Annotated in this window: 23 protein-coding genes; 11 read left to right on the top strand and 12 right to left on the bottom strand. The window is 63.8% G+C overall.

Translation table 11 applies throughout. The annotated features are described in order from the left end of the window. The first annotated feature begins 305 nt into the window (after positions 1 to 305). The 6 genes from fdhD to NKI15_RS28845 all read left to right on the top strand — a co-directional run bounded on the left by fdhD (position 306) and on the right by NKI15_RS28845 (position 4,529). Positions 306 to 1,136 carry a formate dehydrogenase accessory sulfurtransferase FdhD gene (gene fdhD, locus NKI15_RS28870; RefSeq protein ID WP_023749988.1) on the top strand — a complete coding sequence of 277 codons (831 nt, stop codon included), beginning with the start codon at positions 306 to 308 and terminating at the stop codon, positions 1,134 to 1,136. Continuing rightward, positions 1,126 to 1,440: a formate dehydrogenase subunit delta gene (locus tag NKI15_RS28865; RefSeq protein WP_023703522.1), complete on the top strand. Its 315-nt coding sequence runs from the start codon at positions 1,126 to 1,128 to the stop codon at positions 1,438 to 1,440. Before fdhD ends, NKI15_RS28865 begins: the two co-directional genes overlap by 11 nt. A 136-nt stretch (positions 1,441 to 1,576) precedes the next feature. Then, a complete protein-coding gene (locus NKI15_RS28860; protein ID WP_023703523.1) occupies positions 1,577 to 3,130 on the top strand; it encodes an alpha/beta fold hydrolase in 1,554 nt (517 codons plus the stop codon). 110 nt (positions 3,131 to 3,240) lie between these two features. Continuing rightward, positions 3,241 to 3,720 (top strand): carboxymuconolactone decarboxylase family protein, encoded by a 480-nt coding sequence (locus NKI15_RS28855; RefSeq protein ID WP_023703524.1) that lies wholly within the window; start codon positions 3,241 to 3,243, stop codon positions 3,718 to 3,720. A 76-nt stretch (positions 3,721 to 3,796) separates the two neighbouring features. Continuing rightward, on the top strand, positions 3,797 to 4,159 hold the full coding sequence (locus NKI15_RS28850; protein ID WP_023688799.1) for a nuclear transport factor 2 family protein: 363 nt from the start codon (positions 3,797 to 3,799) through the stop codon (positions 4,157 to 4,159). Positions 4,160 to 4,214: 55 nt separating this feature from the next. Continuing rightward, positions 4,215 to 4,529, top strand: a complete 315-nt coding sequence (locus NKI15_RS28845) for a hypothetical protein (RefSeq protein ID WP_023738143.1) — start codon at positions 4,215 to 4,217, stop codon at positions 4,527 to 4,529. A gap of 28 nt (positions 4,530 to 4,557) precedes the next feature. Here NKI15_RS28845 and NKI15_RS28840 read toward each other — a convergent pair whose 3' ends face one another. The 8 genes from NKI15_RS28840 to NKI15_RS28805 form a co-directional block, all read right to left on the bottom strand. Beyond that, entirely contained in the window at positions 4,558 to 5,256 is a 699-nt protein-coding gene (locus NKI15_RS28840; protein WP_023749987.1) for a DUF3592 domain-containing protein, read from the bottom strand. Positions 5,257 to 5,409: 153 nt separating this feature from the next. Further along, the gene (locus NKI15_RS28835; protein WP_352887689.1) at positions 5,410 to 6,837 is read right to left on the bottom strand and encodes a gamma-aminobutyraldehyde dehydrogenase; all 1,428 of its coding nucleotides are present in this window, start codon (positions 6,835 to 6,837) and stop codon (positions 5,410 to 5,412) included. A gap of 104 nt (positions 6,838 to 6,941) precedes the next feature. Next, entirely contained in the window at positions 6,942 to 7,757 is an 816-nt protein-coding gene (locus NKI15_RS28830; protein WP_023703527.1) for an ABC transporter permease, read from the bottom strand. Continuing rightward, positions 7,747 to 8,712, bottom strand: coding sequence for an ABC transporter permease (locus NKI15_RS28825; RefSeq protein ID WP_023749986.1), 966 nt, complete (start codon positions 8,710 to 8,712; stop codon positions 7,747 to 7,749). The genes NKI15_RS28830 and NKI15_RS28825 overlap by 11 nt, the downstream gene beginning before the upstream one ends. 220 nt (positions 8,713 to 8,932) lie before the next feature. Next, positions 8,933 to 9,931 (bottom strand): ABC transporter ATP-binding protein, encoded by a 999-nt coding sequence (locus NKI15_RS28820; RefSeq protein ID WP_023703528.1) that lies wholly within the window; start codon positions 9,929 to 9,931, stop codon positions 8,933 to 8,935. 203 nt (positions 9,932 to 10,134) lie between these two features. Beyond that, on the bottom strand, positions 10,135 to 11,289 hold the full coding sequence (locus NKI15_RS28815; RefSeq protein ID WP_023688802.1) for an ABC transporter substrate-binding protein: 1,155 nt from the start codon (positions 11,287 to 11,289) through the stop codon (positions 10,135 to 10,137). Between the two features lie 212 nt (positions 11,290 to 11,501). Then, complete coding sequence (locus NKI15_RS28810; protein WP_023673412.1) at positions 11,502 to 12,413, bottom strand: LysR family transcriptional regulator; 912 nt, start codon at positions 12,411 to 12,413, stop codon at positions 11,502 to 11,504. 80 nt (positions 12,414 to 12,493) lie between these two features. Further along, complete coding sequence (locus NKI15_RS28805; RefSeq protein WP_023725817.1) at positions 12,494 to 13,105, bottom strand: DedA family protein; 612 nt, start codon at positions 13,103 to 13,105, stop codon at positions 12,494 to 12,496. Positions 13,106 to 13,352: 247 nt separating this feature from the next. Here NKI15_RS28805 and NKI15_RS28800 point away from each other — a divergent pair, with 247 nt between their 5' ends. Continuing rightward, on the top strand, positions 13,353 to 13,514 hold the full coding sequence (locus NKI15_RS28800) for a hypothetical protein (RefSeq protein WP_023713562.1): 162 nt from the start codon (positions 13,353 to 13,355) through the stop codon (positions 13,512 to 13,514). Here the strand turns inward: NKI15_RS28800 and NKI15_RS28795 are convergent. Further along, on the bottom strand, positions 13,511 to 14,275 hold the full coding sequence (locus NKI15_RS28795; protein WP_023685103.1) for a DeoR/GlpR family DNA-binding transcription regulator: 765 nt from the start codon (positions 14,273 to 14,275) through the stop codon (positions 13,511 to 13,513). The two genes, NKI15_RS28800 and NKI15_RS28795, sit on opposite strands and share 4 nt — an antisense overlap. A gap of 420 nt (positions 14,276 to 14,695) precedes the next feature. Between NKI15_RS28795 and NKI15_RS28790 the strand changes: the two genes are divergently transcribed. Next, positions 14,696 to 15,580, top strand: coding sequence for a phosphotransferase family protein (locus tag NKI15_RS28790; protein WP_031246582.1), 885 nt, complete (start codon positions 14,696 to 14,698; stop codon positions 15,578 to 15,580). Beyond that, positions 15,577 to 18,030: a GcvT family protein gene (locus NKI15_RS28785; RefSeq protein ID WP_352515281.1), complete on the top strand. Its 2,454-nt coding sequence runs from the start codon at positions 15,577 to 15,579 to the stop codon at positions 18,028 to 18,030. Before NKI15_RS28790 ends, NKI15_RS28785 begins: the two co-directional genes overlap by 4 nt. Before the next feature lie 12 nt (positions 18,031 to 18,042). On the opposite strand, the gene NKI15_RS28780 is transcribed toward NKI15_RS28785, so the two are convergent. Continuing rightward, a complete protein-coding gene (locus tag NKI15_RS28780; RefSeq protein WP_023703533.1) occupies positions 18,043 to 18,675 on the bottom strand; it encodes a class I SAM-dependent DNA methyltransferase in 633 nt (210 codons plus the stop codon). A gap of 106 nt (positions 18,676 to 18,781) precedes the next feature. Here NKI15_RS28780 and NKI15_RS28775 point away from each other — a divergent pair, with 106 nt between their 5' ends. After that, positions 18,782 to 19,684: a phosphotransferase family protein gene (locus tag NKI15_RS28775; RefSeq protein ID WP_023703534.1), complete on the top strand. Its 903-nt coding sequence runs from the start codon at positions 18,782 to 18,784 to the stop codon at positions 19,682 to 19,684. Position 19,685: 1 nt separating this feature from the next. Here NKI15_RS28775 and NKI15_RS28770 read toward each other — a convergent pair whose 3' ends face one another. Next, positions 19,686 to 20,609, bottom strand: a complete 924-nt coding sequence (locus NKI15_RS28770) for a DMT family transporter (RefSeq protein WP_023703535.1) — start codon at positions 20,607 to 20,609, stop codon at positions 19,686 to 19,688. A 72-nt stretch (positions 20,610 to 20,681) separates the two neighbouring features. Beyond that, entirely contained in the window at positions 20,682 to 21,962 is a 1,281-nt protein-coding gene (locus tag NKI15_RS28765) for an amidohydrolase family protein (RefSeq protein WP_023698914.1), read from the bottom strand. Positions 21,963 to 22,137: 175 nt separating this feature from the next. Between NKI15_RS28765 and NKI15_RS28760 the strand changes: the two genes are divergently transcribed. Then, entirely contained in the window at positions 22,138 to 23,895 is a 1,758-nt protein-coding gene (locus tag NKI15_RS28760) for an ABC transporter ATP-binding protein (protein WP_023698913.1), read from the top strand. The last annotated feature ends 47 nt before the right edge of the window (positions 23,896 to 23,942 follow it).

Below are 23,942 nucleotides of genomic sequence, written 5' to 3'. Positions count from 1 at the left end.
GTTGGTCGACCCCCACTCCGTCAGGAAGGAGAGCTTAAGCCGCATGGCGCCTTTCCTCTCCCTCCGGAGGGGGGAGAGGTGGCGCCGCGAAGCGGCGACGGAGTGGGGGAAGCCGGCCCCGCAACACGCAGCCGTCGAAAGTCGCGCACAACCCAAAGAGCAGGCAAACCGGCCTATCTGGCGAGTAGTCGCCCCCCATTCCGTCAAGCTTCGCCTGACACCTCTCCCCCAATCGACGGGGGAGAGGAAAGGCGCGAGCCTCCACAGCTAGTGCTAAGGACGAACAGGGCAGAGGGGCGCGCCTCGTGACCCGAAAACGCCAAGCCACCACCCAAATCTCTCGCCTTGCCCACCGCGCCAGCGGCACTGCGGTGGCCAACCGCATGGTGCCGGAGGAGACGCCGGTGGCGTTCTCCTTTGCCGGCACCACCCATGCGGTGATGATGGCGAGCCCGGCCGACTTCGAGGATTTCGCGCTCGGCTTCTCGCTGACCGAAGGCATCATAGCCTTGCCTGACGAAATCGATGCGATCGAGGTCGAGGACCATGGCGCCGGCATCGATATCCAGATCCGGCTGAAGGACCAGGCCAATACGCGCTTCGAGGCGCGGCGGCGGCGGCTCGCCGGCCCGGTCGGCTGCGGGCTGTGCGGCATCGAATCCATCGAGGAAGCGATGCGCTCGGTCGATAAGGTTAGTGCGTCCAAGCTTACGCTTGAAGCCGACGACATCACCCGTTCGGTAAAGCTTTTATCCAAGGTGCAGCCTCTGCATTCAGAAACCGGCGCCGTGCATGCAGCGGGCTTCTACATTCCCGGCAAAGGCATCGTCATGGCGCGCGAGGATGTCGGCCGGCACAATGCGCTGGACAAACTGGCCGGCGCGCTGGCCAAGGCCGGCATTGACGGTGCATCGGGCGCGGTGGTGGTGACATCACGCGTCTCGGTGGAGATGGTGCAGAAAACGGGGGCGATCGGCTCCGCCTTCATCATCGCCGTGTCGGCGCCGACAGCCCTTGCCATCCGCACCGCCGAAGAGGCCGGCATGACGCTGGTGGCGCTGGTGCGCGGCGACGATTTCGATGTTTTCACCCACCCTAAACGGGTGGTCTTGGGAGTTGCCCAGCATGTCGCATGACGAAGAACACATCACGAGCACCGGGGAAAAGCTGGTGCGCATGGCCAACCAGATCGCCGCCTTCTTCCATTCAAGGCCCCGCGAGGAAGGTGTGGCGGGCGTGGCCGAGCACATCAACAAGTTCTGGGAGCCCAGGATGCGCCGGCAGTTCTTCGAGATGCTGGACAGCGGCGGCGAAGGTTTTGACGAACTCGTCGTCGTGGCCTCGGCCAGGATCAAGCGGCCGAAGACCGAGGAGCAGGCCGATGTGAGCATCGGCTACGTCCAACCCACGGGTGCAGAGAGCGTCGCTCCCCAGAAATAGCCTGCCCCAGAAATGGCGGGCGAACACGGCTCGCGCCGCGGGCTATATTCCTGTCTTCTAAAGTTTGGCTGCCGCATCCGCCGGGCGTCTGCTATGGTCGGCGATCAGAAATCGTCTGGCCGGGCGGGATAGCAACGTGAGGCCGATCGAGACGCGATATGCCCTCAGCGGCGACGTGCGGATCGCCTATCAGGTGGTCGGCCAGGGATCGTTCGACCTGGTTTTCGTGCCCGGCTTCATCTCCAATCTCGACCTGCATTGGGAAGACGAGGGCTACGCCAGGCTCTTGAAACGGCTCTCGGCGTTCTCGCGGCTGATCCTGTTCGACAAGCGCGGCACCGGCCTGTCCGACCGCGTCGACCCACGCCACCTGCCGAGCCTCGAAACCCGCATGGACGATGTGCGCGCGGTGATGGATGCCACCGGCAGCGGCCGCGCGGCCTTGCTCGGCGCTTCGGAAGGCGCGCCGATGGCAATGTTGTTTGCCGCCACCTATCCGGAACGGACACGAGCGCTGGCGCTCTATGGCGGTTATGCGCATTTCCACAAATGGGTGATGTCGCCGGAGCGCCTCGAGGCCTTCATCGCGACGGCCGGCACGGAATGGGGCACGGGCGCCACACTGCCCAACTTCGCTCCCGGCCGGGTAGATGATGCGCATTTCACCCAGTGGTGGGCCCGCTTCGAGCGGCTGTCGGCCAGTCCGACGGCAGCGGCCGCTCTTGCCCGAATGAATGCCGGGATCGACGTGCGCGGCGTGCTTTCGGCGATCGGCGCACCGACCCTGCTCATCCATCGCCGCAACGACGCGCGGGTCGACCCCGGAGCCAGCCGCTTTCTGGCGAAAAACATCTCGAATGCGCGACTGGTCGAGGTCCCCGGGCGCGACCACCCGATCTGGACCGGCGATGTCGACCGGGTGGCCGACCTGATCGAGGAATTCCTGACCGGCGAGCGTGCCGTGGCCGAAGCGGAGCGCGTGCTTGCCGCTCTTCTGGCGACACGCATCTACGACACGGCGCGGGTTGGCGACCGCATGTGGAGCGAACGTAGCGAGCGCTTCCAGGAGAGCTGGCAGCAGCTGGTCGGCCGTCATGGCGGACGCGTCGCCGGCATCCATGGCGAATTGATGATCTCGCGCTTCGACGGGCCGGCGCGGGCCATACGCTGCGCGGCGGCACTGCGCGATGCGGCGCAACATGTGGGCATTGCAAGCGCCCAGGGCGCCCATGTCGGTGAGGTCGAAATGCGCGGGCCGCCGGTGGGGCTGATGGCACGGGTGACGATGCAGATCGCCGCCCATGCCGGGCGCGGCGATATTCTGGCGTCGCGGCTGGCCGCCGATCTGGCGGCGGGGTCCGGCCTGCATTTCATCGATGCCGGGCGTGTCACGGTGGATGAGCTGGACGAGCCGCTGGCGCTGGTCCAGGCAACGTCGGAACAGCACCTGGAGCCGGCCTGCCGCCCCAAGGCGAAACCCGCCGAGCCGGCTCAACTGACGGCGCGCGAAAGCGAGGTGGTGATCCTGATCGCCGACGGCAAGAGCAATGCCGCGATCGCCGCCGAGCTGAGGCTCAGCGAGCATACGGTCAAGCGTCATGTCGCCAACATATTGCTGAAGCTCGATTTGCCGTCACGGGCGGCGGCAGCGGCATTTTCCGCCAGGCAGGCTGGCCCGGACGGGCCATAGGGACCATGGCGCTTTCGGGCGAAGCGGCTAGGTGGGGTCGAGGCGTACCAATTCTCTCCATGCAGGCCAGGCGGATGTCGCCGGGAAAGGCACTGCGGATGGAGGATGCAATGCTGAATTCAAACAGGTCGATCAAATCGCTGGTGATAGCGGCAGGCGTTGGCGCGCTGTTCACGATCGCTCCCGCCAGAGCCGAGGATGCCTCGGCGGCCGCCGCCTACAAGGACATCGAGGCGACGCTCGGCTCAGTGCCGGACATGTTCAAGACGCTGCCCGATGTCGCGGTTGCCGGCGCCTGGGCCGAGATCAAGGGTGTGCAGCTCAACCCCAAGACCGCGCTCGACGGCAAGACCAAGGAACTGCTGGGGCTGGCCGTCGCCTCGCAGATCCCCTGCCAGTACTGCATCTATTTCCACACCGAGGCCGCCAAGCTCAATGGCGCGACCGATGAGGAGATCAAGGAGGCGATCGCGATGGCGGCCATCGTGCGCCACTGGTCGACGATGCTCAACGGCAGCCAGGTCGATTTCGCGACCTTCAAACAACAGACCGACGGGGTGTTCGCAGCCGTCAAAGCCAAGTCGCAGTGAAAGAAAATGCCGGGCGGTGCGCCGGGCATTGCTTGTGATCATTCAACCGCCCGATCAACGGGCCATGGAGGAGAAGATGCTGACCAAGACGCAGAGCGTGGACGGCGCGGCGATCAAGAAAGCGATCGAAGGACGGGACGGCAGGATGCTCGCTAGCTTCTATGCCGACGACGCACTGGTGCGGGTGATCGACCGCAACAATCCGCCGAGCAAGCCGCGCGAGATCCGCGGCCGGGCGGCGATCAGCACCTTCTGGGACGACATCTGCAGCCGGGCGATGACCCACAAGGTCGACACCACCATCGCCGATGGCGACAATCTCGCCTTCACCCAGGCCTGCGCCTATCCGGACGGAACGAAAGTGTTCTGCGCGGCGATGCTGGAGCTGAAGAATGGGCGGATTGCACGACAGACCGTCGTGCAGGCCTGGGACGAGTAGTTCCACCGCGGAAAGATCAACCGCGGTTTGGGCCGCAAAACTGGAGGAGACAAAAATGTTCAGCGCCAGATGGCAGATCGACGCCAAGTTCGGGCACAAGCAGACCGTGCTCGACCTGTTGAAGAAATGGGAACGCGAGATCGGCTCTCAGGTCGGCATTGCCGATCTCGAGTTCCAGATCATGACCGGTTCGGTCGGAGCTCGGGAAGCGACGGTCGAATCGCATCATCAGGTCGAAAGCCTTGCCCAGCTGGAGGGATTCTTCGCGAGGATCGGCAAGATCGACGCGCACGCCAAATGGGGCAAGGAGATGGAGCCCTACGTCGTTTCAGGCACCAGCCTTTGGAACATCTACCGCATCGTGGAGTAGCCGTGGCAGGTGCAGCAGTTTTCGGCCATCAGTTGCGGCGGCCGAAACTCGTCCGCTGCCCGGAAAACCGCCCTTCCCTGGCCGATCCGGCAGCCGCGACACGTGCCGGCTGATTGGGCAATGTGGCCTGCTTGGCCAGGGCCGCCGCTATCAAGGCGTCGGCCTGGCGCGCGCGCTGGTCCGCGCCGGCATCTCCGGCAGGGTTGCCCGCCACGGCGGAGGTCGACATCCGCCGGCGGGGTTTGAAAGCAAGATAGAGAAGCAACGCGCCGAGCAGTCCAGCCCCAATGACGATCGTCAAACGCGTGCCGGTCATGCCGGTGCGTTCGATCTGGGTGGGGTTGGCGGGGTTCTGGACGACGGTGAGCTTGTCGCCGACCTGCGGTTCGCGGGCACCGTTCTTGTTCAGCTCCATCGTGGCCTCGACGGCGTCGGCGCCGGTGCCGACGCGCAAGGTGCCGGTGAATTTCTGGGTCACCTTCCACTCTTTGTCAGCATGAACCGTCTTGAACGCATCCACCAGTTCGCACGGCATCGTGGCGGTGCTGACGGTCTTGTAGACAATCTTGTGGGCGGTCGATTCCATGTCGCATTCGACATTGACCGCGAGGATTTCAGCAGGCGCCTCGGGCCAGCCGCTCTTCTTGATCATGTCCTTGCCGCCGAACACAGCGATCAGCAGACAGAAGCCGCCAATGAGTACCAGCTTGATCTTGGTCGTGTTCATGCGCAAACCCCTCGCCGCGCGGTTTCCCGGCAAGAGGCTGCTCGTTCAGGTTGAATATTCAGTAAATCGTGAACTCCCGCCGTACCGCAAAAGTAACTCTCGCTTAATGTACAGAAAACGGGTTGGCGAATATTTTAGCGATAGTGGCGGCCTCTACCCATGCGCCACCATCACATGACGAACGGCGGTATAATCCTCCAGCGCATAGAGAGACATGTCCTTGCCGTAGCCAGACTGCTTCAGCCCGCCATGCGGCATCTCGTTGGTCAGCATGAAATGGGTGTTGATCCAGGTGCAGCCATATTGCAGACGGGCGGCCGTCGCCATGGCGCGCGAGACGTTCTTGGTCCACACCGAGGATGCCAGGCCGTAGTCGCTGTCATTGGCCCAGTTCACGGCTTCATCGACTTCGGAGAAGCGGGTGATGGAGACGACCGGACCGAACACTTCGCGGCGCACGATCTCGTCTTCCTGCAGCGCGCCGGCAACCACCGTCGGCTGGTAATAGAAGCCGGAGCCTTCGCCCGGCTTGCCGCCGGTGGTGATCTCGATGTGCTTCAGTTCCGAAGCGCGCTCGACGAAGCCCGAGACTCGATCGCGCTGGCGGCGCGAGATCAGCGGCCCGATCTCGTTTTCGGTGTCGTCGGGCTGGTTGTATTTGATGGTCGAGACGGCAGATGAGAGATCGGCGACGAGCTTGTCGTAGATCTTCTTGCCGGCATAGATGCGGCAGGCGGCTGTACAATCCTGCCCGGCATTGTAGTAGCCGAAAGCGCGCAGGCCGTTGACCACGGCGCCGAGGTCGGCATCGTCGAAAACGATGACCGGCGCCTTGCCGCCGAGTTCCAGATGCGTGCGCTTGACCGACTTGGCGGCGGCCTGCAGCACCTTCTTGCCCGTGGCGACGTCGCCGGTGATCGAAATCATGTTGACCTTGGCGTGATTGATCAGCGTGTTGCCGACGCTGTCGCCGCGGCCGAGCACGACATTGACGACGCCCTCGGGCAGCACCTCGGCCAGGATCCTGGCCAGCTTCAGCGCCGTCAGCGGCGTCTGCTCCGACGGCTTGAAGACGACGGTGTTGCCGCCGGCAATGGCCGGCGCCAGCTTCCAGGCCATCATCATCAGTGGATAGTTCCACGGCGCGATGGAAGCGACGATGCCGATCGGGTCGCGCCGCACCATCGAGGTGTGGCCGGGCAGATATTCGCCGGCGACCACGCCCGGCATCGAACGTACCGCGCCGGCAAAGAAGCGGTAGCAGTCGACGATCGCCGGGATTTCGTCATTGAGCACCGCGTTGATCGGCTTGCCGCAATTCAGCGCCTCGAGCGCCGCGAACTCCCGCGCGTTGGCCTCGATGCGGTCGGCGATCTTGAGGAGATAGCCGGAGCGCTGCGCCGGCGTTGTGCGTGACCACAAGACGAATGCTCGCCCGGCGGCAGTAACAGCCGCCTCGATCTGCGCCTGGCTGGCTTCAGGCAGGTTGAGAATGGTCGCCCCGGTCTTTGGATTCAGAATCGGCTCCTCGGTCTCGGTGCCGTTCTCGAACTTCGAGCCGATCAGCATCTGGGTGTCCATGCGGGTTCTCCTTGGTCAGGAGCGAGTAGCGAATAGCGAGTAGCGAACAGGGCTGGTCGTGCAATCTCCCTATTCGCTATTCGCTACTCCCTATTCGCTGTTCTTCATTTGCCCGAACCGGCGATCTGGTCGCCGTCGCGGGTCAGGTAATAGGCGGCAAGGATGGGCAGCAGCGTCACCAGCACCACGACCATGGCGACGACATTGGTGACCGGACGCTGGCGTGGGCGGATCAGCTCTTCCAGCATCCAGATCGGCACGGTCTGCTGCTGGCCGGCGGTGAAGGTGGTGACGATGACCTCGTCGAAGGAGAGCGCGAAGGCGAGCATCCCCCCGGCAAGCAGAGCGGTGGCGATGTTGGGCAGCACGACGTGCCGGAAGGTCTGGAAGCCGTCGGCGCCGAGATCCATCGAGGCCTCGATCATTGAGCCGGAAGTGCGGCGGAAACGGGCGACCGCATTGTTGTAGACGACGACAACGCAGAAGGTGGCGTGGCCGAGCACGATCGTCCAGAACGAGAACGGGATGTCGGCTAGCGAGAAGGCCGAGCGCAACGCGATGCCGGTGATGATGCCGGGCAGTGCGATCGGCAGGATGACGAGCAGCGAGATCGTCTCGCGGCCGAAGAATTTCGTCCGTGACACGGCGGCGGCGCACAGCGTGCCCAGTATCAAGGCAATCGCGGTCGAGATGGCGGCGACACGGACCGAAAGCGACAGCGCCTGCCAGACATCCGGCCGGTTCCAGGTGGCGGCGAACCATTGTGTGGTCAGCCCCGGCGGCGGCCAGACGAAGCTCTTCTCTTCCGTGGTGAAGGCATAGACGAAGATCAGCAGGATCGGCAGGTGCAGGAAGAGCAGGCCGCAAGCGGCTGCGATCTTGAGGCCGAGCGGGGCGGATTGCGAACCGTCAGAGCGCATCGAAGGCCCCCATGCGCTTGGCGCCCCAGAGATAGAAACCCATGATGACGATGGGCACGACGGTGAAGGCGGCGGCGAGCGGGATGTTGCCGGCTGTGCCCTGCTGCGAATAGACGGCCTGGCCGATAAACAGCCGCGACGTGCCGATGATCTGCGGGATGATGTAGTCGCCCAGCGTCAGCGAGAAGGTGAAGATCGAGCCGGCGACGATGCCGGGCAGCGCCAGCGGGAACAGCACGTTGCGGAAGGTCTGGCCCGGCGACGCCCCGAGATCGGAGGACGCCTCGACCAGATTGCCGGGCACGCGCTCCAATGCCGCCTGCACCGGCAGGATCATGAACGGCAGCCAGACATAGACGAAGGCGATGAAGGTTCCGGTGGCGGAGACCGACAGGGAATTGCCGCCGACGACCGGCAGCGACAGCCAGCCGTCGAGCATCCAAAGCAGATGCAATTTGGCCAGCAGCCAGGTCAGAATGCCTTCCTTGGCGAGGATCAACTTCCAAGCGTAGATCTTGACGAGGTAGCTCGACCACAGCGGCAGCATGATTCCGAGATAAAACAGCGCCTTCCACCGGCCCCGGGCATAGCGCGCCGCATAATAGGCGATCGGGAAGGCGATGGCGGCGGAGGCCAGCGTGACCAGCACCGCCATCGTCACCGTGCGCAGGATGATGTCGAGATTGGCGGGCTGGAACAGGTCGCCATAGGTCTTCAGCGTGAACTCATGGTTGATGAGGCCGGAAAATTCGTCGATCGAGAAGAAACTCTGTGCCAAGAGCGCGAACAGCGAACCGATATAGACGACGCCGAGCCACAGCACCGGCGGCGCCAACATGAGGAACAGCAGCAGTTGCGGCTTGCGCCAGAACAGGTCGGACAGCGCACCGCGCACGCCGCCGCTGCCGGGCAGGATGGCGGGGGCGGAGGTTGAGTTGAGCGCGGCGATGGTCATGGGGAGACCGCGTGCTGAAGGAACCCTGAGAAGCCGGGTTCCTTCACACCCCCCTCTGTCCTGCCGGACATCTCCCCCTCAAGGGGGGAGATCAGCAGTTTCGCTGCCTCGCCAAATCCCCAACGTTGAAGATTGGCGAAACCGGGAGGAACAGCCAATCTCCCCGCTTGAGGGGGAGATGTCCGGCAGGACAGAGGGGGGTGCTTGGCGCAAACCTCAATCATGCCGGCTCGTCCATCAAATGCAAATGCTCGCGGTTGAACGTCAGCACCACCGCTTCGCCTTCCGCCGGCAGCTTTGTCCCGGCCGGCACGATGGCGTGCAGCCTCAAGCCGTCGGCGTCGAGCGCCAGCCTGGTCGTGGCGCCGAGATAGTTGGTTCCGACCAGGCGCGCGGCAACCCCTTCGCCTTTCGCAATGCTGCCGATGCGGATCGATTCGGGGCGCAAGCTGCCCCAGCGGTCCTGGCCGGAATAACGCTGGACGAAATCCGGCGGCAACACATTGGAGGAGCCGACGAAATCGGCGACGAAGCGGGTCTTCGGCCGCTGGTAGATGTCTTCCGGCGTGCCGATCTGCATGATCTTGCCGTCATTGAAGACGGCGACGCGGTCGGCCATCGACAGCGCTTCGCCCTGGTCGTGGGTGACGAAGACGAAGGTGATGCCGAGCGCCTTCTGCAGCGACTTCAGCTCTTCCTGCATGTTCTCGCGCAGTTTGAGATCGAGCGCGCCGAGCGGCTCGTCGAGCAGAAGCACCTTGGGCTGGTTGACCAGCGCACGGGCCAGCGCCACGCGCTGGCGCTGGCCGCCGGAGAGCTGGCCGGGACGGCGGGCGCCATAGCCGGGAAGCCGCACCAGTGACAATGCCTCTTCCGCCGCCTTCTGCCGCTGCGGCTTGGCGATGCCCTTGACCATCAGCCCGTAGGCGACATTGTCCAGCACGTTCAAATGCGGGAACAGCGCGTAGTCCTGGAACACCGTGTTGACGTTGCGGCGATAGGGCGGCACGCCCTCGGCGCGGTCGCCGAAGATCGAGATCGAGCCCGAGGTCGGCTGCTCGAAGCCGGCGATGAGGCGCAGGCAGGTCGTCTTGCCGGACCCCGACGGACCGAGCATGGCGAAGAACTCGCCCGGCACGATATCGAGATCGACCGCATCGACGGCGCGCACGCTGCCGAAATGGCGAGAGACTTTCTGGAAGGAAACGGCCGATGTCATGGGCTGTCCGTCTGTTGCCGGTTTGTGTTCGTCGAAATAGCTCTTGCCGCCACCAATCAGGCCAGCGGGCACGGCACTTCACCTCCCCCTCGATGGGGGAGGTCGCGGCGAAGCCGCGGGTGGGGTGACTAGCACCGGACGTCAGCGTTGCCCCCCCGACGCTGCGCGTCGACCCTCCCCACAAGGGGGAGGGTTAAGGGAGCTCACCGCCCGCCGATGACGCCGATATAGTCGGACACCCAGCGGTAGTAGGGCACGCAGTGGTCGTTCTGGGTGGCGCACTTCGAGACCGGCGTCTTCCAGAACTTGATCTTGTCGAAGTTCTCGTAGCCGTTGGTCTTGCAGCCTTCCTCGCCGAGCAGCTCGTTGCCCTTGCAGGCAGCGGGCACCACGGGGAGCGAGCCGAACCAGGCCGAGACATCGCCTTGCACCTTGGGCGACAGCGAATGCTCAAGCCACATATAGGCGCAGTTGGGATGCGCGGCGTCGGCCTCCATCATGGTGGTGTCGGCCCAGCCGGTGACGCCTTCTTCCGGCACGGTCGAGGCGACCGGCTTCTTGGCGGCAACCAGCGTGTTGACCTGGTAAGGCCACGAACCGGAAGCGACGACGCCTTCGTTCTGGAAGTCGTCGACCTGGATGGCGGCGTCATGCCAGTAGCGGCCGACCAGCGTCCGCTGAACACGCAGCAGCTCGAGCGCTGCCTTGTACTGGTCTTCGTTCAGTTCGTACGGGTCCTTGATGCCGAGTTCCGGCTTGTGGAACATCAAATAGTTGGCGGCGTCGGCGATGTGGATCGGGCCGTCATAGGCCTGGACGCGGCCCTTGTTGGACTTGCCGTCCGGCAGGTTCATTTCCTCGAAGACGACGTTCCAGCTCTTGGGCGCTTCCTTGAAGACATCGGTGTTGTACATCAGGATGTTCGGGCCCCACTGATAGGGAACGCCGTAATGCACCTTGTCGACGGTGAACCAGGGCGCATCCTTCAGACGGTCGTCTACCGCCTTCCAGCTCGGGATGAGATCGGTGTTGATCGGCTGCACGCGCTTGCCGGCAACGAGGCGCAGCGATGCGTCACCCGAAGCGGTGACTAGATCGAACCCACCCTCATTCATCAGCGAGACCATCTCGTCGGAGGTGTTCGCGGTCTTGACGTTGACCTTGCAGCCGCTCTCCTTCTCGAAGGAGGTCACCCAGTCATAGCCCTTGTCGGTTTCGCCGCGCTCGATGTACCCCGGCCAGGCAACGATGCTGACCTCCCCTTCGCCCTTGCCAAGTTCCTTGACCTGGGCGACGGCCTGACCGGAAAAGGTCAGCGCGACCGTCAAGGCGGTGCACGTCTTCAGGAATGAATTCATCGTCAATCTCCCATTTTGGCGCCTGACTGCGAAGCGAGTCGCCGCCGCGGTCAGCCGCAGGCTGAAAAGCGTCAGTTCATTCGATGGCACGTTGCCGCTCTGATGGCGGCTTTCGTCCCTGACATGAAAAGTGCTCGGAAAATTCCGGTTTCGCAAATTCATTTATCAGAAACGCGATATCGGTTTTTCCGATAGATAACCACGCAACCCTATCAACGCTGCTGGCGTACCATACGCTGCGACTGGGCAAGGCCGATGAAGTCGCGCGACGCCTGCGGCAGACCGGAGCCGCGGCGCCAGACCATGCCGACCTGGACGACCGGCAGGGAACCCGAAATGTCGCGCGATTCGATGCGGTCGCCTTCCAGCGACCACGGCCGGTAGACTAGGTCGGGCAGCAACGCCACGCCCGCACCTGTGGCGACGAGGCTGCGAACGGCTTCGACCGAGCGGGTGCGAAAGGCGACATGCGGCCTGGCGCCGATCGCCGCCAGAAGCTTGCCGGTGTTCTCCTCGATCTCGTCGACGGTCAGCATGATCAGCGGCTCGCCGGCAATGTCGCCTATGCCGATAATGTCGGCGCTGGCCAGCTTGTGGCCGAGCGGGACCCACAGCCGGTAGGCCGAGACCTCGAGGATTTCCGACTGCAGCGCGGTGCGGTCGCGCAAATTGGAGGTGACCATGACGGCAATGTCGAGCTTGCCGCCGATCAGCAGATGTTCGAGATAGTCGCCATTGTCCTCGATGGCCGAGACATCGACGCCGGGATAGGCGCGGCGGTAGCGCGCCAGCAGATCGGACAGCACATAGCCCGCGACCAGCGAGGTGACGCCGAGCTGCAGCCGCCCGCCGGCCACCACCTGGTCGTCGGAAAAAGCGCGGCGCGCGTCGGAGACGTCGGCCAGGATCTTGGTCGCATGGCGCAGGAACTGGTGGCCTTTGTGGGTAATGTTGAGGCCACGCGGATGGCGCTCGAACAATTCGACGCCGAGATCGCTCTCCAGCTCCTTGATCGCCTCGGTGACCGAGGATTGCGAGATGGAGAGGTTTTGTGCGGCGCCCGACACCGTGCCTTGCTCGGCGACGGCAATGAAGAACTGCAGCTGGCGGATGGTGAAAGCCATGGCCGGACTAAACACCGGCGCGCCGGGGAAGGAAAGCCGAAGGCGGAGCTTATACCCATACGGCTTGAGGCGCCTCCTGGTCAGCCGAACCTGAGGCGCCGCCGGCAGGCTGAACCGTAGCGCAGCGCGAGCATGAACGCCGTCTCCAGCGCCATGACGATGACGATGATGCGAAAGCCGATGGCATAGGAATCCCGGCCGCTGCCGCGCATAAGGTAGCCGGTGACGAGGAAGCCGGTGTTCCATAGCGTGGCGCCGAGCAGCGTCGCCGCCGCGAAGGGCAAGAGTGGAAGACGGAGCGCGCCGGCCGCGATCGGCAGATAGTTGCGAACCGTCGGGATGAACTGCGCCAGCAAGGAGACCCGGACATGATGGCGGCGATAGGCCTGACCAAGCTTGCTGTAGGTCGCATAGCGCAAGCAGACATATTTGCCGAAACGCTGGACCAGCCTGTCGGCACGATCCAAGCCAATCCGACGACCCAAACTATACCAGACAAGGCAGCCTGTGATGGCGGACAGCGTCGTTACCAGAAGCAGGATCGCCAGCGCCGGGAGATCGGGGGCTGCCGTCATGCCGAGGAACAGCAGCAGCACATGCGAGGGCGGCAGCGGCAGGATCTTTTCTGTGAAGGCGAGGCAGGCGACGCCGAGCAGGCCGAAGCCCAGGATCGCCGACAGTGGATCAGTCATGCGAAGCGCCAGTCATAGGTTTTGAGGTTCTTGATCCTGGACACCTTATACACCGTCATACACCGTCGCCGGCGGAAAGTTGCGGAATGTCCGGCCAAGCCGGGTCGGCTTCCAGGTCGGAGCGCGCAAGCGTCCAGGCCATGAGGAAAGACAAGGCATCGTTTGCAGCATGGTGGCCTCATTGCTGATGCGGGCGATTCGCCCGGCCCGCATTTCGACGAGGCGCTGTTTGCGGCTGCCAAGTTGCATGGACATTGCGAAGAGCGGGATGATTGAAAAACAATTTTTCACCAGAACGACATCTTACGCGGCCGGCAACGCGGCGCGCATGATGCACAACATCGCCTTCGTGGTATCGGGTGGCGGCATGGCCGGGATCGCGGCGCGCCAGTCGCTGGTGTTTGGCTAGGCCGCAGCAATGCTAAGGCGCGCTCCAGCCTCGGCAAGTGCCGAGGCAATGTCGCGCGGCGGCGGCTGGTCGGTGGCGAGTTCGGAAAAACCGTCGAAGCCGCAGACCTGGACCAGACCCTGGCGACCGAACTTGGTGTGGTCGGTGATGACCAGCGAGCGCTGGCCGCGCGACAGCACCATGCGGGCGAACTCCGCCTCTTCCAGATCGTAGTCGGCAAGGCCTGCGGCGGCATCGACGGCGCCGATCGAAATCACCGCATGGCTGACCGAGAAGCGGCTGACGAAATCGATCGCCGAGGCGCCGAAGGCGGCTCCGGAATCGCTGCGCAATTCGCCGCCGGCCATATAGACCTTGTTGCCGTTGACGGTGGCCAGCGTGCGGGCGATATCGGACGAGTTGGTGACGACCGTCAGCCGCCGGTGGCCGAGCAGTTCGCGGGCCAGGAACGAGGTCGTGGTGCCGGTGTCCAGCATGACCGATTCACCGTCGCGAATGGTGGCAGCGACCATGCGGGCGATCAGCCGCTTGGCCTCGGCATTGTCGCGCATGCGCCGCTCGAAGGGCGCTTCGCCGGCCATCGACGGCAGGCCGATGGCGCCATGCATCTTGAGCACCGAGCCATTGCCGGTCAGTGGCTTGACATCCCGGCGCACCGTTTCAAGCGAAACCCCCAGCCGGTCGGCGAGGCTGGCAATGGTGACGGTGCCCTCTTCCTTGAGGAGGCGGAGGATTTCGCCATGCCGTTTCGAATGGATCATCTGGCTTCCTCAGTTTGCGGCCTGCCCGGTTTTAGGGCAATGCCGCCGTTTTTAAAGGAATTGCTCGTGGTTTCGGGCAAAACACCCAAAAAAAGTCGCAACATTTCATTGACAGTTAGGCAGCACTGGCGTGACATTGACGGCGTGACAGCTTCGGAACTGCCACGGGAGGGTGATGGCAGAGCCGCAATTCACGGACCGGACCGTCTGGCCAGACCGTCTGGGTTTGAACTGGCACAAAAGTTTCTCAAATCCGCGGGGGCGGAGACCGGGTATCAAAACCTGGCCAGAGGGGCTCGTCGGTGCGGCGCGGGATAGGAGTTCCTGCGTCCCGCACCGACGAGATTTTTTGCGTTTCCCAACGCTCGTTGCGCGGCCCATGGCGCCTGGGAAAGCTCCGCAAAAGTCAGGGATGGTCCCGTGACTGCTGAAGACCGCATCCGGGCCTTGCCCTGCTGGAACGGCAACATCGACATTGCGCCGCTGCCGGGCGGCCTCAGCAACGCCAATTATCTGGTCAAGGACGCAGCCGGGCGGCATGTCGTGCGCTTCGGCCAGGACTATCCATTTCACCACGTCTTTCGCGACCGCGAGGTGATGACGGCCCGGGCGGCGCACGCCGCAGGCTTCGCGCCGGCGGTCCGCCATTCCGAACCCGGCATCATGGTCACGGAATTCCTCGGCGCGAAAACCTATGTCGCCGAGGATGTGCGCGCCAATATCGGCCGCGTCGCAGCGCTTATGCGCGGGTTCCATCGCGAGATGCCCAATCACATCTCCGGCGCCGGCTTCATGTTCTGGGTCTTCCATGTCATCCGCGACTATGCGCGAACGCTGAGCGAAGGCGGCAGCCGCAAGCGCGACGAGCTGCCCAGGCTGCTGGCTCTGGCCGACGAGTTGGAGCGGGCGCAGAAGCTGCTGCCGATCGTATTCGGCCACAACGATCTTCTGCCGGCAAATATCCTCGACGATGGCGACAGGTTGTGGCTCATCGATTTCGAATATGCCGGTTTCAACACCGCGATGTTCGATCTTGCCGGCGTTGCCTCCAACGCCGAGATGAGCGACGCGGAGTCCTTCACTTTCCTCACGGCGTATTTCATGCGCGAGCCGGATGAGGCGATCCGCCGCTCGCACGCCGCCATGCAATGCGCCTCGCTGCTGCGCGAGGCGATGTGGAGCATGGTTTCCGAACTTTACCTCGACGCGCCGGGCATCGACTACGTCGCCTACACCGCAGAGAACCTGACGCGGCTTGACGCGGCGCTGGACAATTACCGCACGAAGTACGGGACCCAGTCATGACATTGCCCACACATGCCGGCATCGTCGTCATCGGCGGCGGCATTATCGGCTGTTCGACGGCCTATCACCTGGCGCGCGACCACAAGGCCGATGTCGTGCTGCTGGAACAGGGCAAGCTGACCTCGGGCTCGACCTGGCATGCGGCCGGGCTGGTCGGCCAGTTGCGCTCGTCGGCCTCGATCACCCGCGTGCTCAAATATTCGGTCGAGCTCTACAAGGGACTGGAGACTGAGACCGGGCTCGCTACCGGCTGGAAGATGACCGGGTGCCTCAGGCTTGCGACCAATGCCGACCGCTGGACCGAATATAAACGGCTGGCGACGACGGCCAGGAGCTTCGGCATGGACATGCAGTTGCTGTCGCCGGGGGAGGTCAAAAAGATGTGGCCGCTGCTGGAGACCAGCGACCTGGTCGGCGCCTCCTGGCTGCCGACCGATGGGCAGGCCAGCCCCTCCGACATCACGCAGTCGCTGGCCAAGGGCGCGCGCATGCATGGCGCGAAGCTGTTCGAGGATGTCCGCGTCACCGGATTTGACATGATGGACGGGCACATCACCGCGGTGAAGACCAACAAGGGCGACATTGCTTGCGACAAGGTGGTGAACTGTGCCGGGCAATGGGCGCGCCAGGTCGGCGCGATGGCCGGCATTTCCGTACCGCTGCAACCCGTCAAGCACCAGTACATCATCACCGAGAAGGTCGACGGGCTGGCGACCGACGCGCCGACAATCCGCGATCCCGACCGCCGCACCTATTTCAAGGAAGAGGTCGGCGGGCTGGTGATGGGCGGCTATGAGCCGAACCCGCAGGCCTGGGCGACCGGCCTGCCCGGCGGCGATGTCCCCGATGACTGGGAGTTCCGCCTGTTCGACGACGACTACGATCATTTCGAACAGCATATGAGCCAGGCGATCGCGCGCGTGCCGGCGCTGGAGACGGTCGGCGTCAAGCAGATGATCAACGGGCCGGAGAGTTTTACGCCGGACGGCAATTTCATCCTCGGTGTCGCGCCCGAATGCGCCAACATGTTCGTCGGCGCCGGCTTCAACGCCTTCGGCATCGCTTCCGGCGGCGGCGCCGGCTGGGTGCTGGCGCAATGGGTTGTCGATGGTGAAGCGCCGCTCGACCTTTGGGTGGTCGACATCAGGCGCTTTTCCAATTTGCACCGCGACCGGCAATGGGTCAGCGATCGCACGCTGGAAGCCTATGGCAAGCATTACACGATCGGCTTTCCGCATGAGGAGTACGTCTCGGGCCGGCCGCGCATCGTCTCGCCGCTCTACGAGCGGCTGAAAGCGCACCGCGCGGTGTTCGGCTCCAAGCTCGGCTGGGAACGGCCGAACTGGTTCGCGCCGCAGGGCGCCACATCCGAAGACATTTATTCCATGGGCCGGCAGAACTGGTTTGGCCCGGTCGGCGAGGAGCATCGCCATGTGCGCGAGAAAGTCGGCATCTTCGACCAGTCGTCCTTCGCCAAATACGAAATGAAGGGTTCGGATGCGGCTAAGGCGCTGGACTGGATCTGCGCCAACGATGTCGCCAAGCCGGTGGGACGGCTGACCTACACGCAGCTTCTCAACACGCGCGGCGGCATCGAGGCCGATTTGACGGTGGCCAGGCTCGCCGAAGACAAATTCTACATCGTGACCGGCACCGGCTTCCGCACGCATGATCTCCCCTGGATCGGCGACCATGTCGGCAAGGGTCTCGACGTGACGCTGAAAGATGTCACTGAGGATTTCGGCACGCTGTCACTGATGGGACCGCGGGCCCGCGACGTTCTGGCTGCCGTGACCGATGCCGATGTCTCGAACGCCGCCTTCCCGTTCGGCCATATCCGCGAGATCACGACTGCCGGCCATACGGTTCGGGCGTTGCGCGTCACCTATGTCGGCGAGCTTGGTTGGGAATTGCATGTGCCGATCGCCGCCACCGGCGAGATTTTCGACACGCTGATGGCGGCAGGCAAGCCGCACGGCATCCGGCCGATCGGCTACCGGGCGCTGGAATCACTTCGGCTGGAGAAAGGCTACCGCGCCTGGGGCTCCGACATCACCCCCAACGACACGCCTCAGGAGGCCGGCCTCGGCTGGGCGGTGAAGCTGAGGAAGAACACCGATTTCGTCGGCCGGCGGGCGCTCGAAAAGATCAGCGGCGCCGACCTGAAGAAACGCTTTGCCGGCTTCACGGTCGACGATCCCGATATCGTGCTGGTCGGGCGCGAGACGATTTTGCGCAATGGCGAACCGGTCGGCTATCTCACCAGCGGCGGTTATGGCTACACGCTGGCTAAGAACATCGGCTATGGCTATGTCCGCAACGCCGATGGCGTCAGCGACGATTTTCTCAGCTCAGGGGACTATGAGCTGGTGGTCGCGATGGAACGGACGCCGGCCAACATTCATCTCGAACCGATGTACGATTCTTCGATGAGCAGGATCAAGGCGTAGACGAAACCTGGATTAGCTCACACGGAGTACAAGGCCGCGGCTGGGCACGGTGTCAGCCTCGCCCGGCATCGAAACATAAGGCGCAGTCTCCTCGGCACGAACGACCCTGACCTCAGCCTCGAGCGCAGCGATGCGATCGGCAAAGCCGGCGTTCCACAGCGTGTTCTTGATGGTCAGCACGATGACGCCACCGGGACGGCAGACGCGGATCAGTTCGTCCAGCCCCTCGGCGCCGACATGGCCGGAGGTGAAAACGCCGGCCGAGACGATGCCGGCATAGGCATTGTCGGCAAAGGGCAGTGGCCCGCCGAGCGCCAGGCAATGCAGCGCCGAATAGACGCCCTTTGCCGCCGCTTTAGACAGCATGCCTTGCGAAATATCGAGCGCTTCGACCTGGGGATAGCCGGTGATGGCCAGCCACTCGCCGATCAGCCCGGTGCCGGCGCCGGCGTCGAGAAGCGGTGCGGCGCCGCGCGGCAGATGGCGGGCCAGCAGGGCCAGGCAGATCGTCGGATGGCGGTAGCCGGCGGCCGACATGTCGGCATCGTAGGTTTCCGACCAACTGTCATAGATCGCGGCGACGTCCTCGGGCCGTTGCGCCGAATAGGCGGCGCCAAGCCCGCCATGATCCTTGTTGCCCGCCATGGCTGTTTCTCCGCCAGCTCGCTGCTCACCCTCGATCGGATGATAGCCAAACGGCGAAAACTGTGGAACCGTTGTCGGAAGAAATAACACGCCAGGGGCAACAGGCATGGGGACCGACGAGGCACGCGCAACACTTGCGGCAATTCCGGCATTGGCGGGCTATGACGGACCGCTTGAGCGGCTGGGCGGGATGACCAATCTCGTCTTTCGGGCCGGCGTTATCTGCCTGCGTATCCCCGGCAAAGGCACCGAGGAATATATCAACCGCGCCAATGAAGCGGTGGCGGCGCGTGAGGCGGCCAAAGCCGGCGTCAGCCCCGAAGTGCTGCATGTCGACCCCGAGACAGGCGTGCTGGCGAGCCGCTTCGTTGCCGGCGCCGTGACGATGTCGCCGGAAAAGTTCAAGCTGCGCGCCGGCAGCCCGGCCCGCGCCGGCGAAGCCTTCCGCAAGCTGCACACGTCCGGTGCGGTATTTCCGTTCCGCTTCGAGCTGTTTGCGATGATCGACGACTATCTCAAGGTCTTATCGACCAAGGAAGTCGCCTTGCCGCCGGGCTACCACGACGTGGTGCGCGAATCCGACACCGTGCGTGCGTCCCTTGCCGCGCATAGACTGCCGATTGCCGCCTGCCATTGCGATCCACTGTGCGAGAATTTTCTCGATACGGGCGAGCGGATGTGGATCGTCGACTGGGAATATTCGGGGATGAACGACCCGCTCTGGGACCTCGGCGACCTCTCGGTCGAAGGCCGGTTCGACACCGCGCAGGAGGAAGAGATGATGCGCGCCTATTTCGGCGGCGAGGCAAAACCGGCCGAGCGCGGCCGCGTCGTCACCTACAAGGCGATGTGCGACCTGTTGTGGACGCTCTGGGGCCTTATCCAGCTTGCCAACAACAACCCGGTCGAGGATTTCCGCGCCTATGCCGACGGCCGCTTCGCCCGTTGCAAGGCGCTGATGGAAACGCCTGAGTTTTCACGGCATCTGGCGGCGGTGCGCCAAGGTTAGGTCAATTCACGCCTTTCGGCACGTTCTCCGGCGGCACGACTGTTTCGACCACCTTCTGGCGGTGGAAGATGAACAGGCCGGCGAGCACGACGATGGCCGAGCCGATCAGGATGCGCGGTCCCGGCACGTCGCCGAAGAAGGCCAGGCCGAAGATCACCGCCCATAGAAGCAGGCTGTAGTGCAGCGGCGCCAGCGTCGAGGCAGGGGCCAGTTTCAGCGCCCTGGTAATCATCAGATGCGCGCTGCAGGAGACGATGCCGAGCAGGAGCATGGCGCCGAAATCGAGTGCCGAGGGCGTCTGCCAGGCGCCTATGGTCATCACGCCGCCGACCAGCAGCGTGCCGATAGTCTGCCAGGTGACCAGCGTTGTGTCGCTGGTGCCGCGCAGGCGGCGGCTGAGGATGATGGCAAAGGCGAAGGCGATGCTGCCGACCAGCGCGAACAGCGAGGACTGCGAAAACGCCGCCGAAGAGGGTTTCAAGATGATCAGCACGCCGCAGAAGCCGACCAGGATGGCGGCCCAGCGGCGCCAGCCGACCTTTTCGCCGAGCAGGAAATGCGACAGCGCCGCCACATAGATCGGCCCGGCCATGTAGAAGCTCATCACGTCGGCAAGCGGAAGATAGACGACGGCGGCATAGAACAGCGCCGTGTCCGCCGTGGTCGCCAGCACGCGCAGAATCTGGAGGACCGGCCGCTCCATCCGGAACAGTCTGCGGGCGCCCTGGTTGGCGATCATCGGGCCGAGCACGATGAAGGCCCCGATCGATCGGATCAGCACCACCTGCCCCACCGAGAAGCTGGCGACCAGCCATTTGCCCATAGCGTCGTTCAGCGCGAACATGAAGTCGCCGGCCAGCATCAAAAGGATGCCGGCCAAAAGCACGTTCCTGATGGTAAAGGTGCGGACGAGCGACTGGGCCATGCGGCTCCCTAGCTGCAAGCGGCCGCTTTGACGAGGCAAATCGGTAAGACCAGCGGCGGAAATCGGCTGTTTCTACGCAGTTTTGTGCCGCCGGTTTACCTGTCCGGGACGGCCGGCGATCGACAGCCGTGTCTCCTGCTTCGTGCGCTCGGCCACCACCTTGCCCCTGGCGACGACGCACAGCCGTTCGGCACGTAACCTCAAGGCCTCGATCGGGTTGCCGGCATCGAGAATGACGAAGCTGGCGCGCTTGCCCACGGCAAGGCCGAGATGATCGAGGCCCATGATGGCGGCGTTGACATTGGTGACCATGTCGAAGCAGCGCGCCATGTCGGCAGGGCTCGACATCTGAGCGACGTGGAGGCCCATGAAGGCGACGTCGAGCATGTCGGCGGTGCCGAGCGAATACCAGGGGTCGAGAACGCAATCCTGGCCCCAGCCGACGCGGATGCCGAGCGCCTGCATCTCCTTCACCCGGGTCATGCCGCGGCGTTTGGGAAACGTGTCATGGCGGCCCTGCAGCATGATGTTGATCAACGGATTGGGGATCGCCGACACACCGGCCTCGGCAATCAGCGGCAGGAGCTTGGAGACGTAATAATTGTCCATCGAGTGCATGGAAGTCAGGTGCGAGCCGGCCACCTTGCCCTGAAGGCCAAGGCGGTGGGTCTCATAGGCAAGCTGCTCGATGTGGCGCGACAGCGGATCGTCGGTCTCGTCGCAATGCAGGTCGACCATCAGCCCGCGCTTCGACGCGATTTCGCACAATTCGGTCACCGAGCGCGTGCCGTCGGCCATGGTGCGTTCGAAATGCGGGATGCCGCCGACGATGTCGACGCCCATGTCGAGCGCGCGGATGGTGTTGTGGCGCGCCGTCGGCGAGCGATAAAACCCGTCCTGCGGGAAGGCGACCAATTGCAGGTCGATATAGGGCGCGACAATCTTCTTGACGTCGAGCAGCGCCTCGACCGCGAGCAACCTGTCATCGCAGACATCGACATGGGTACGGATGGCGAGCAGGCCCATCGAGACCGCCCAGTCGCAATAGGCGAGCGCCCGCTCGCGAACCGCGTCATGCGTCAGGAGCGGCTTCAGCTCGCCCCATAGCGAAATGCCCTCCAGCAGCGTACCCGAAGCGTTGATGCGTGGAATGCCGTAGGACAGCGTGGCATCCATATGGAAATGCGGATCGACGAAGGGCGGCGAGATCAGATTGCCACGGGCGTCGATCGACGTGCCGGCGCTGACATGCAGTTCGGGCTCGATGGCGACGATCGTCTCGCCGATGATGCCGAGGTCGGCGACGGTGCCGTCGGGCAGCGTTCCGCCGCGCACAACAAGGTCGAAATCCATCTGTCGTCATCTCCCCGCAGATCAATCGCCGCAATCGTGGCGCAAAAGACACCGTGCCGCAGCCGATTGTCTCCGCGACAGCGAAAGGTTCCATCCGGCCACAACTCGCTCTATAAGCCGCCTTTCGCCCTGGTGGCGAATCCGAAATTCGTCAGTCAGGCATGGGATCGGCCATTTGTTTCGCTTCTTCCGTTCGACGGAAAACCAGCGCCTTATCGCAAGGCTTTTGCGGGAATCCTTTCACGCGCATAGATTTGGCTACGCTGCGGCCATTCTGTCGATGCTGGTGGTGGCGGCAACGACAGCAGCCAGCGCCTATATGCTGCGCGAAATCACCAATGAATTCGTGGTTTACAAGCGGATTGGGCAGGTCAATCTGATCGCGGCGGCGACCGGAGCGATTTTCATTCTCAAGGGCTTCGCAAACTTCATCCAGGCCTACTTCATGAGCAGGGTCGGCAATGCCATCATCGCCGACCGGCAGCGCAAGATCTATGACAGCATTCTTGCGCAAGGCATCGAATTCTATCATTCGACCTCTTCGTCCGAACTGATTTCGCGCATGACGAACAATGCCCAGGCCGCGCGCAGCGTGCTCGACCAAATCGTCACGTCCTATGTTCGCGACCTGGTGACGCTGGCTGCGCTGGTGGGTGTGATGGTCTGGCAGCAGCCGGCGCTGTCCCTGATCTGTCTGGTGATCGGGCCGATCGCCATTTACGGCGTCAATCGTATCCTGAAGCGCGTCCGAAAAATTGCCTCGCAAGAATTCCGTTCGCTCGGCCAGATCGTGCAGGTGATGCAGGAAACGGCGATCGGCGTGCGCGTCGTCAAATCCTTCGGCCTCGAAGGCGCCATGCGCAAGCGCATGTACAAGGCCGTGTCGGACGTGGAGAGCCGCGCCAACAACATCGCCACGCTGGAGGCCGCCACCAGCCCGGTGATGGAAACACTTGCGGGGCTGGCCATCGCTGGCGCCGTTTTTGTCAGCGGCTTCCTGGTTCTGGGCGGCGGCGGTCAGATGCCGGGCAACATCATGGCGTTCATCGCGGCGCTGCTGTTGGCCTATGAGCCGGCCAAGCGCCTGGCCCGCGTACGCATCTCGCTTGAAACCGGCATTGTCGGCGTGCGCATGATGTTCCAGCTCGCCGACCGGCCGCTGACGCTGGCCGAAAAGCCGGATGCAAAGCCGCTGCGGGCCGGGCCGGGCGAGATCCATTTCGACAATGTCAGCTTCGCCTACCCCGAAAGCGCGCCGGTGTTCGAGGGACTGGACCTGACGCTTGCCGCAGGCAAGATGACGGCGCTGGTCGGACCCTCGGGCAGCGGCAAGTCGACCATCCTCAACCTGATCATGCGCATGTACGACCCGCAGGTCGGCAGGGTGATGTTCGACGGGCAGGACATTTCTTGTGCCACGCTCACCTCGGTCAGGGAAAAGATCGCCTATGTCAGCCAGGACACGTTCCTGTTTGCCGGCACGATCATGCACAACATCAGGCTCGGGCGCGAGGGCGCCACGGACGAGGAAGTAATGGCCGCCGCAAGGGCCGCCAATGCACATGACTTCATCAGCGCCCAGGCGAAAGGGTACGACACGGATGTCGGCGAGAATGGCGCGCTGCTGTCAGGCGGCCAGCGCCAGCGCATCTCGATCGCGCGCGCCATGCTGCGCAATGCCGAAATCCTGCTGCTCGACGAGGCGACCAGCGCGCTCGACGCCGAATCCGAGGCGCTTTTCCGCGACGCGCTGCAGCAGCTGACGGTCGGGCGCACCACCATCGTCATTGCCCACCGCCTGTCGACCGTGCACCAGGCCGACACGATCGTGGTGCTGGAGGCCGGCAAGGTGGTGGAAAGCGGCGCGCATCGCACGCTGCTCAACCAGGGCGGGCTGTATCAGAAGCTTTACGAATATCAGCTGATGCCGTGAGCTTTACCCTCCCCCTTGTGGGGAGGGTCGCTGCGCAGCAGCGGGGT

Source organism: Mesorhizobium sp. M0862, assembly GCF_040319795.1.
GTDB lineage: Bacteria > Pseudomonadota > Alphaproteobacteria > Rhizobiales > Rhizobiaceae > Mesorhizobium.
This window is presented reverse-complemented; position numbering and strand designations above follow the sequence as displayed.

What these genes read in the sequence shown, in the direction of transcription:
- NKI15_RS28825 (WP_023749986.1), bottom strand. Translation starts at nt 8,712, where the DNA reads ATGACCATCGCCGCGCTCAACTCAACCTCCGCCCCCGCCATCCTGCCC.
- NKI15_RS28840 (WP_023749987.1), bottom strand. Translation starts at nt 5,256, where the DNA reads ATGAACACGACCAAGATCAAGCTGGTACTCATTGGCGGCTTCTGTCTG.
- NKI15_RS28795 (WP_023685103.1), bottom strand. Translation starts at nt 14,275, where the DNA reads ATGATCCATTCGAAACGGCATGGCGAAATCCTCCGCCTCCTCAAGGAA.
- NKI15_RS28770 (WP_023703535.1), bottom strand. Translation starts at nt 20,609, where the DNA reads ATGGCCCAGTCGCTCGTCCGCACCTTTACCATCAGGAACGTGCTTTTG.
- NKI15_RS28850 (WP_023688799.1), top strand. Translation starts at nt 3,797, where the DNA reads ATGCTGACCAAGACGCAGAGCGTGGACGGCGCGGCGATCAAGAAAGCG.
- NKI15_RS28830 (WP_023703527.1), bottom strand. Translation starts at nt 7,757, where the DNA reads ATGCGCTCTGACGGTTCGCAATCCGCCCCGCTCGGCCTCAAGATCGCA.
- NKI15_RS28835 (WP_352887689.1), bottom strand. Translation starts at nt 6,837, where the DNA reads ATGGACACCCAGATGCTGATCGGCTCGAAGTTCGAGAACGGCACCGAG.
- NKI15_RS28855 (WP_023703524.1), top strand. Translation starts at nt 3,241, where the DNA reads ATGCTGAATTCAAACAGGTCGATCAAATCGCTGGTGATAGCGGCAGGC.
- NKI15_RS28775 (WP_023703534.1), top strand. Translation starts at nt 18,782, where the DNA reads ATGGGGACCGACGAGGCACGCGCAACACTTGCGGCAATTCCGGCATTG.
- NKI15_RS28800 (WP_023713562.1), top strand. Translation starts at nt 13,353, where the DNA reads ATGGACATTGCGAAGAGCGGGATGATTGAAAAACAATTTTTCACCAGA.
- NKI15_RS28865 (WP_023703522.1), top strand. Translation starts at nt 1,126, where the DNA reads ATGTCGCATGACGAAGAACACATCACGAGCACCGGGGAAAAGCTGGTG.
- NKI15_RS28845 (WP_023738143.1), top strand. Translation starts at nt 4,215, where the DNA reads ATGTTCAGCGCCAGATGGCAGATCGACGCCAAGTTCGGGCACAAGCAG.
- NKI15_RS28805 (WP_023725817.1), bottom strand. Translation starts at nt 13,105, where the DNA reads ATGACTGATCCACTGTCGGCGATCCTGGGCTTCGGCCTGCTCGGCGTC.
- NKI15_RS28780 (WP_023703533.1), bottom strand. Translation starts at nt 18,675, where the DNA reads ATGGCGGGCAACAAGGATCATGGCGGGCTTGGCGCCGCCTATTCGGCG.
- NKI15_RS28815 (WP_023688802.1), bottom strand. Translation starts at nt 11,289, where the DNA reads ATGAATTCATTCCTGAAGACGTGCACCGCCTTGACGGTCGCGCTGACC.
- NKI15_RS28765 (WP_023698914.1), bottom strand. Translation starts at nt 21,962, where the DNA reads ATGGATTTCGACCTTGTTGTGCGCGGCGGAACGCTGCCCGACGGCACC.
- NKI15_RS28820 (WP_023703528.1), bottom strand. Translation starts at nt 9,931, where the DNA reads ATGACATCGGCCGTTTCCTTCCAGAAAGTCTCTCGCCATTTCGGCAGC.
- NKI15_RS28785 (WP_352515281.1), top strand. Translation starts at nt 15,577, where the DNA reads ATGACATTGCCCACACATGCCGGCATCGTCGTCATCGGCGGCGGCATT.
- NKI15_RS28810 (WP_023673412.1), bottom strand. Translation starts at nt 12,413, where the DNA reads ATGGCTTTCACCATCCGCCAGCTGCAGTTCTTCATTGCCGTCGCCGAG.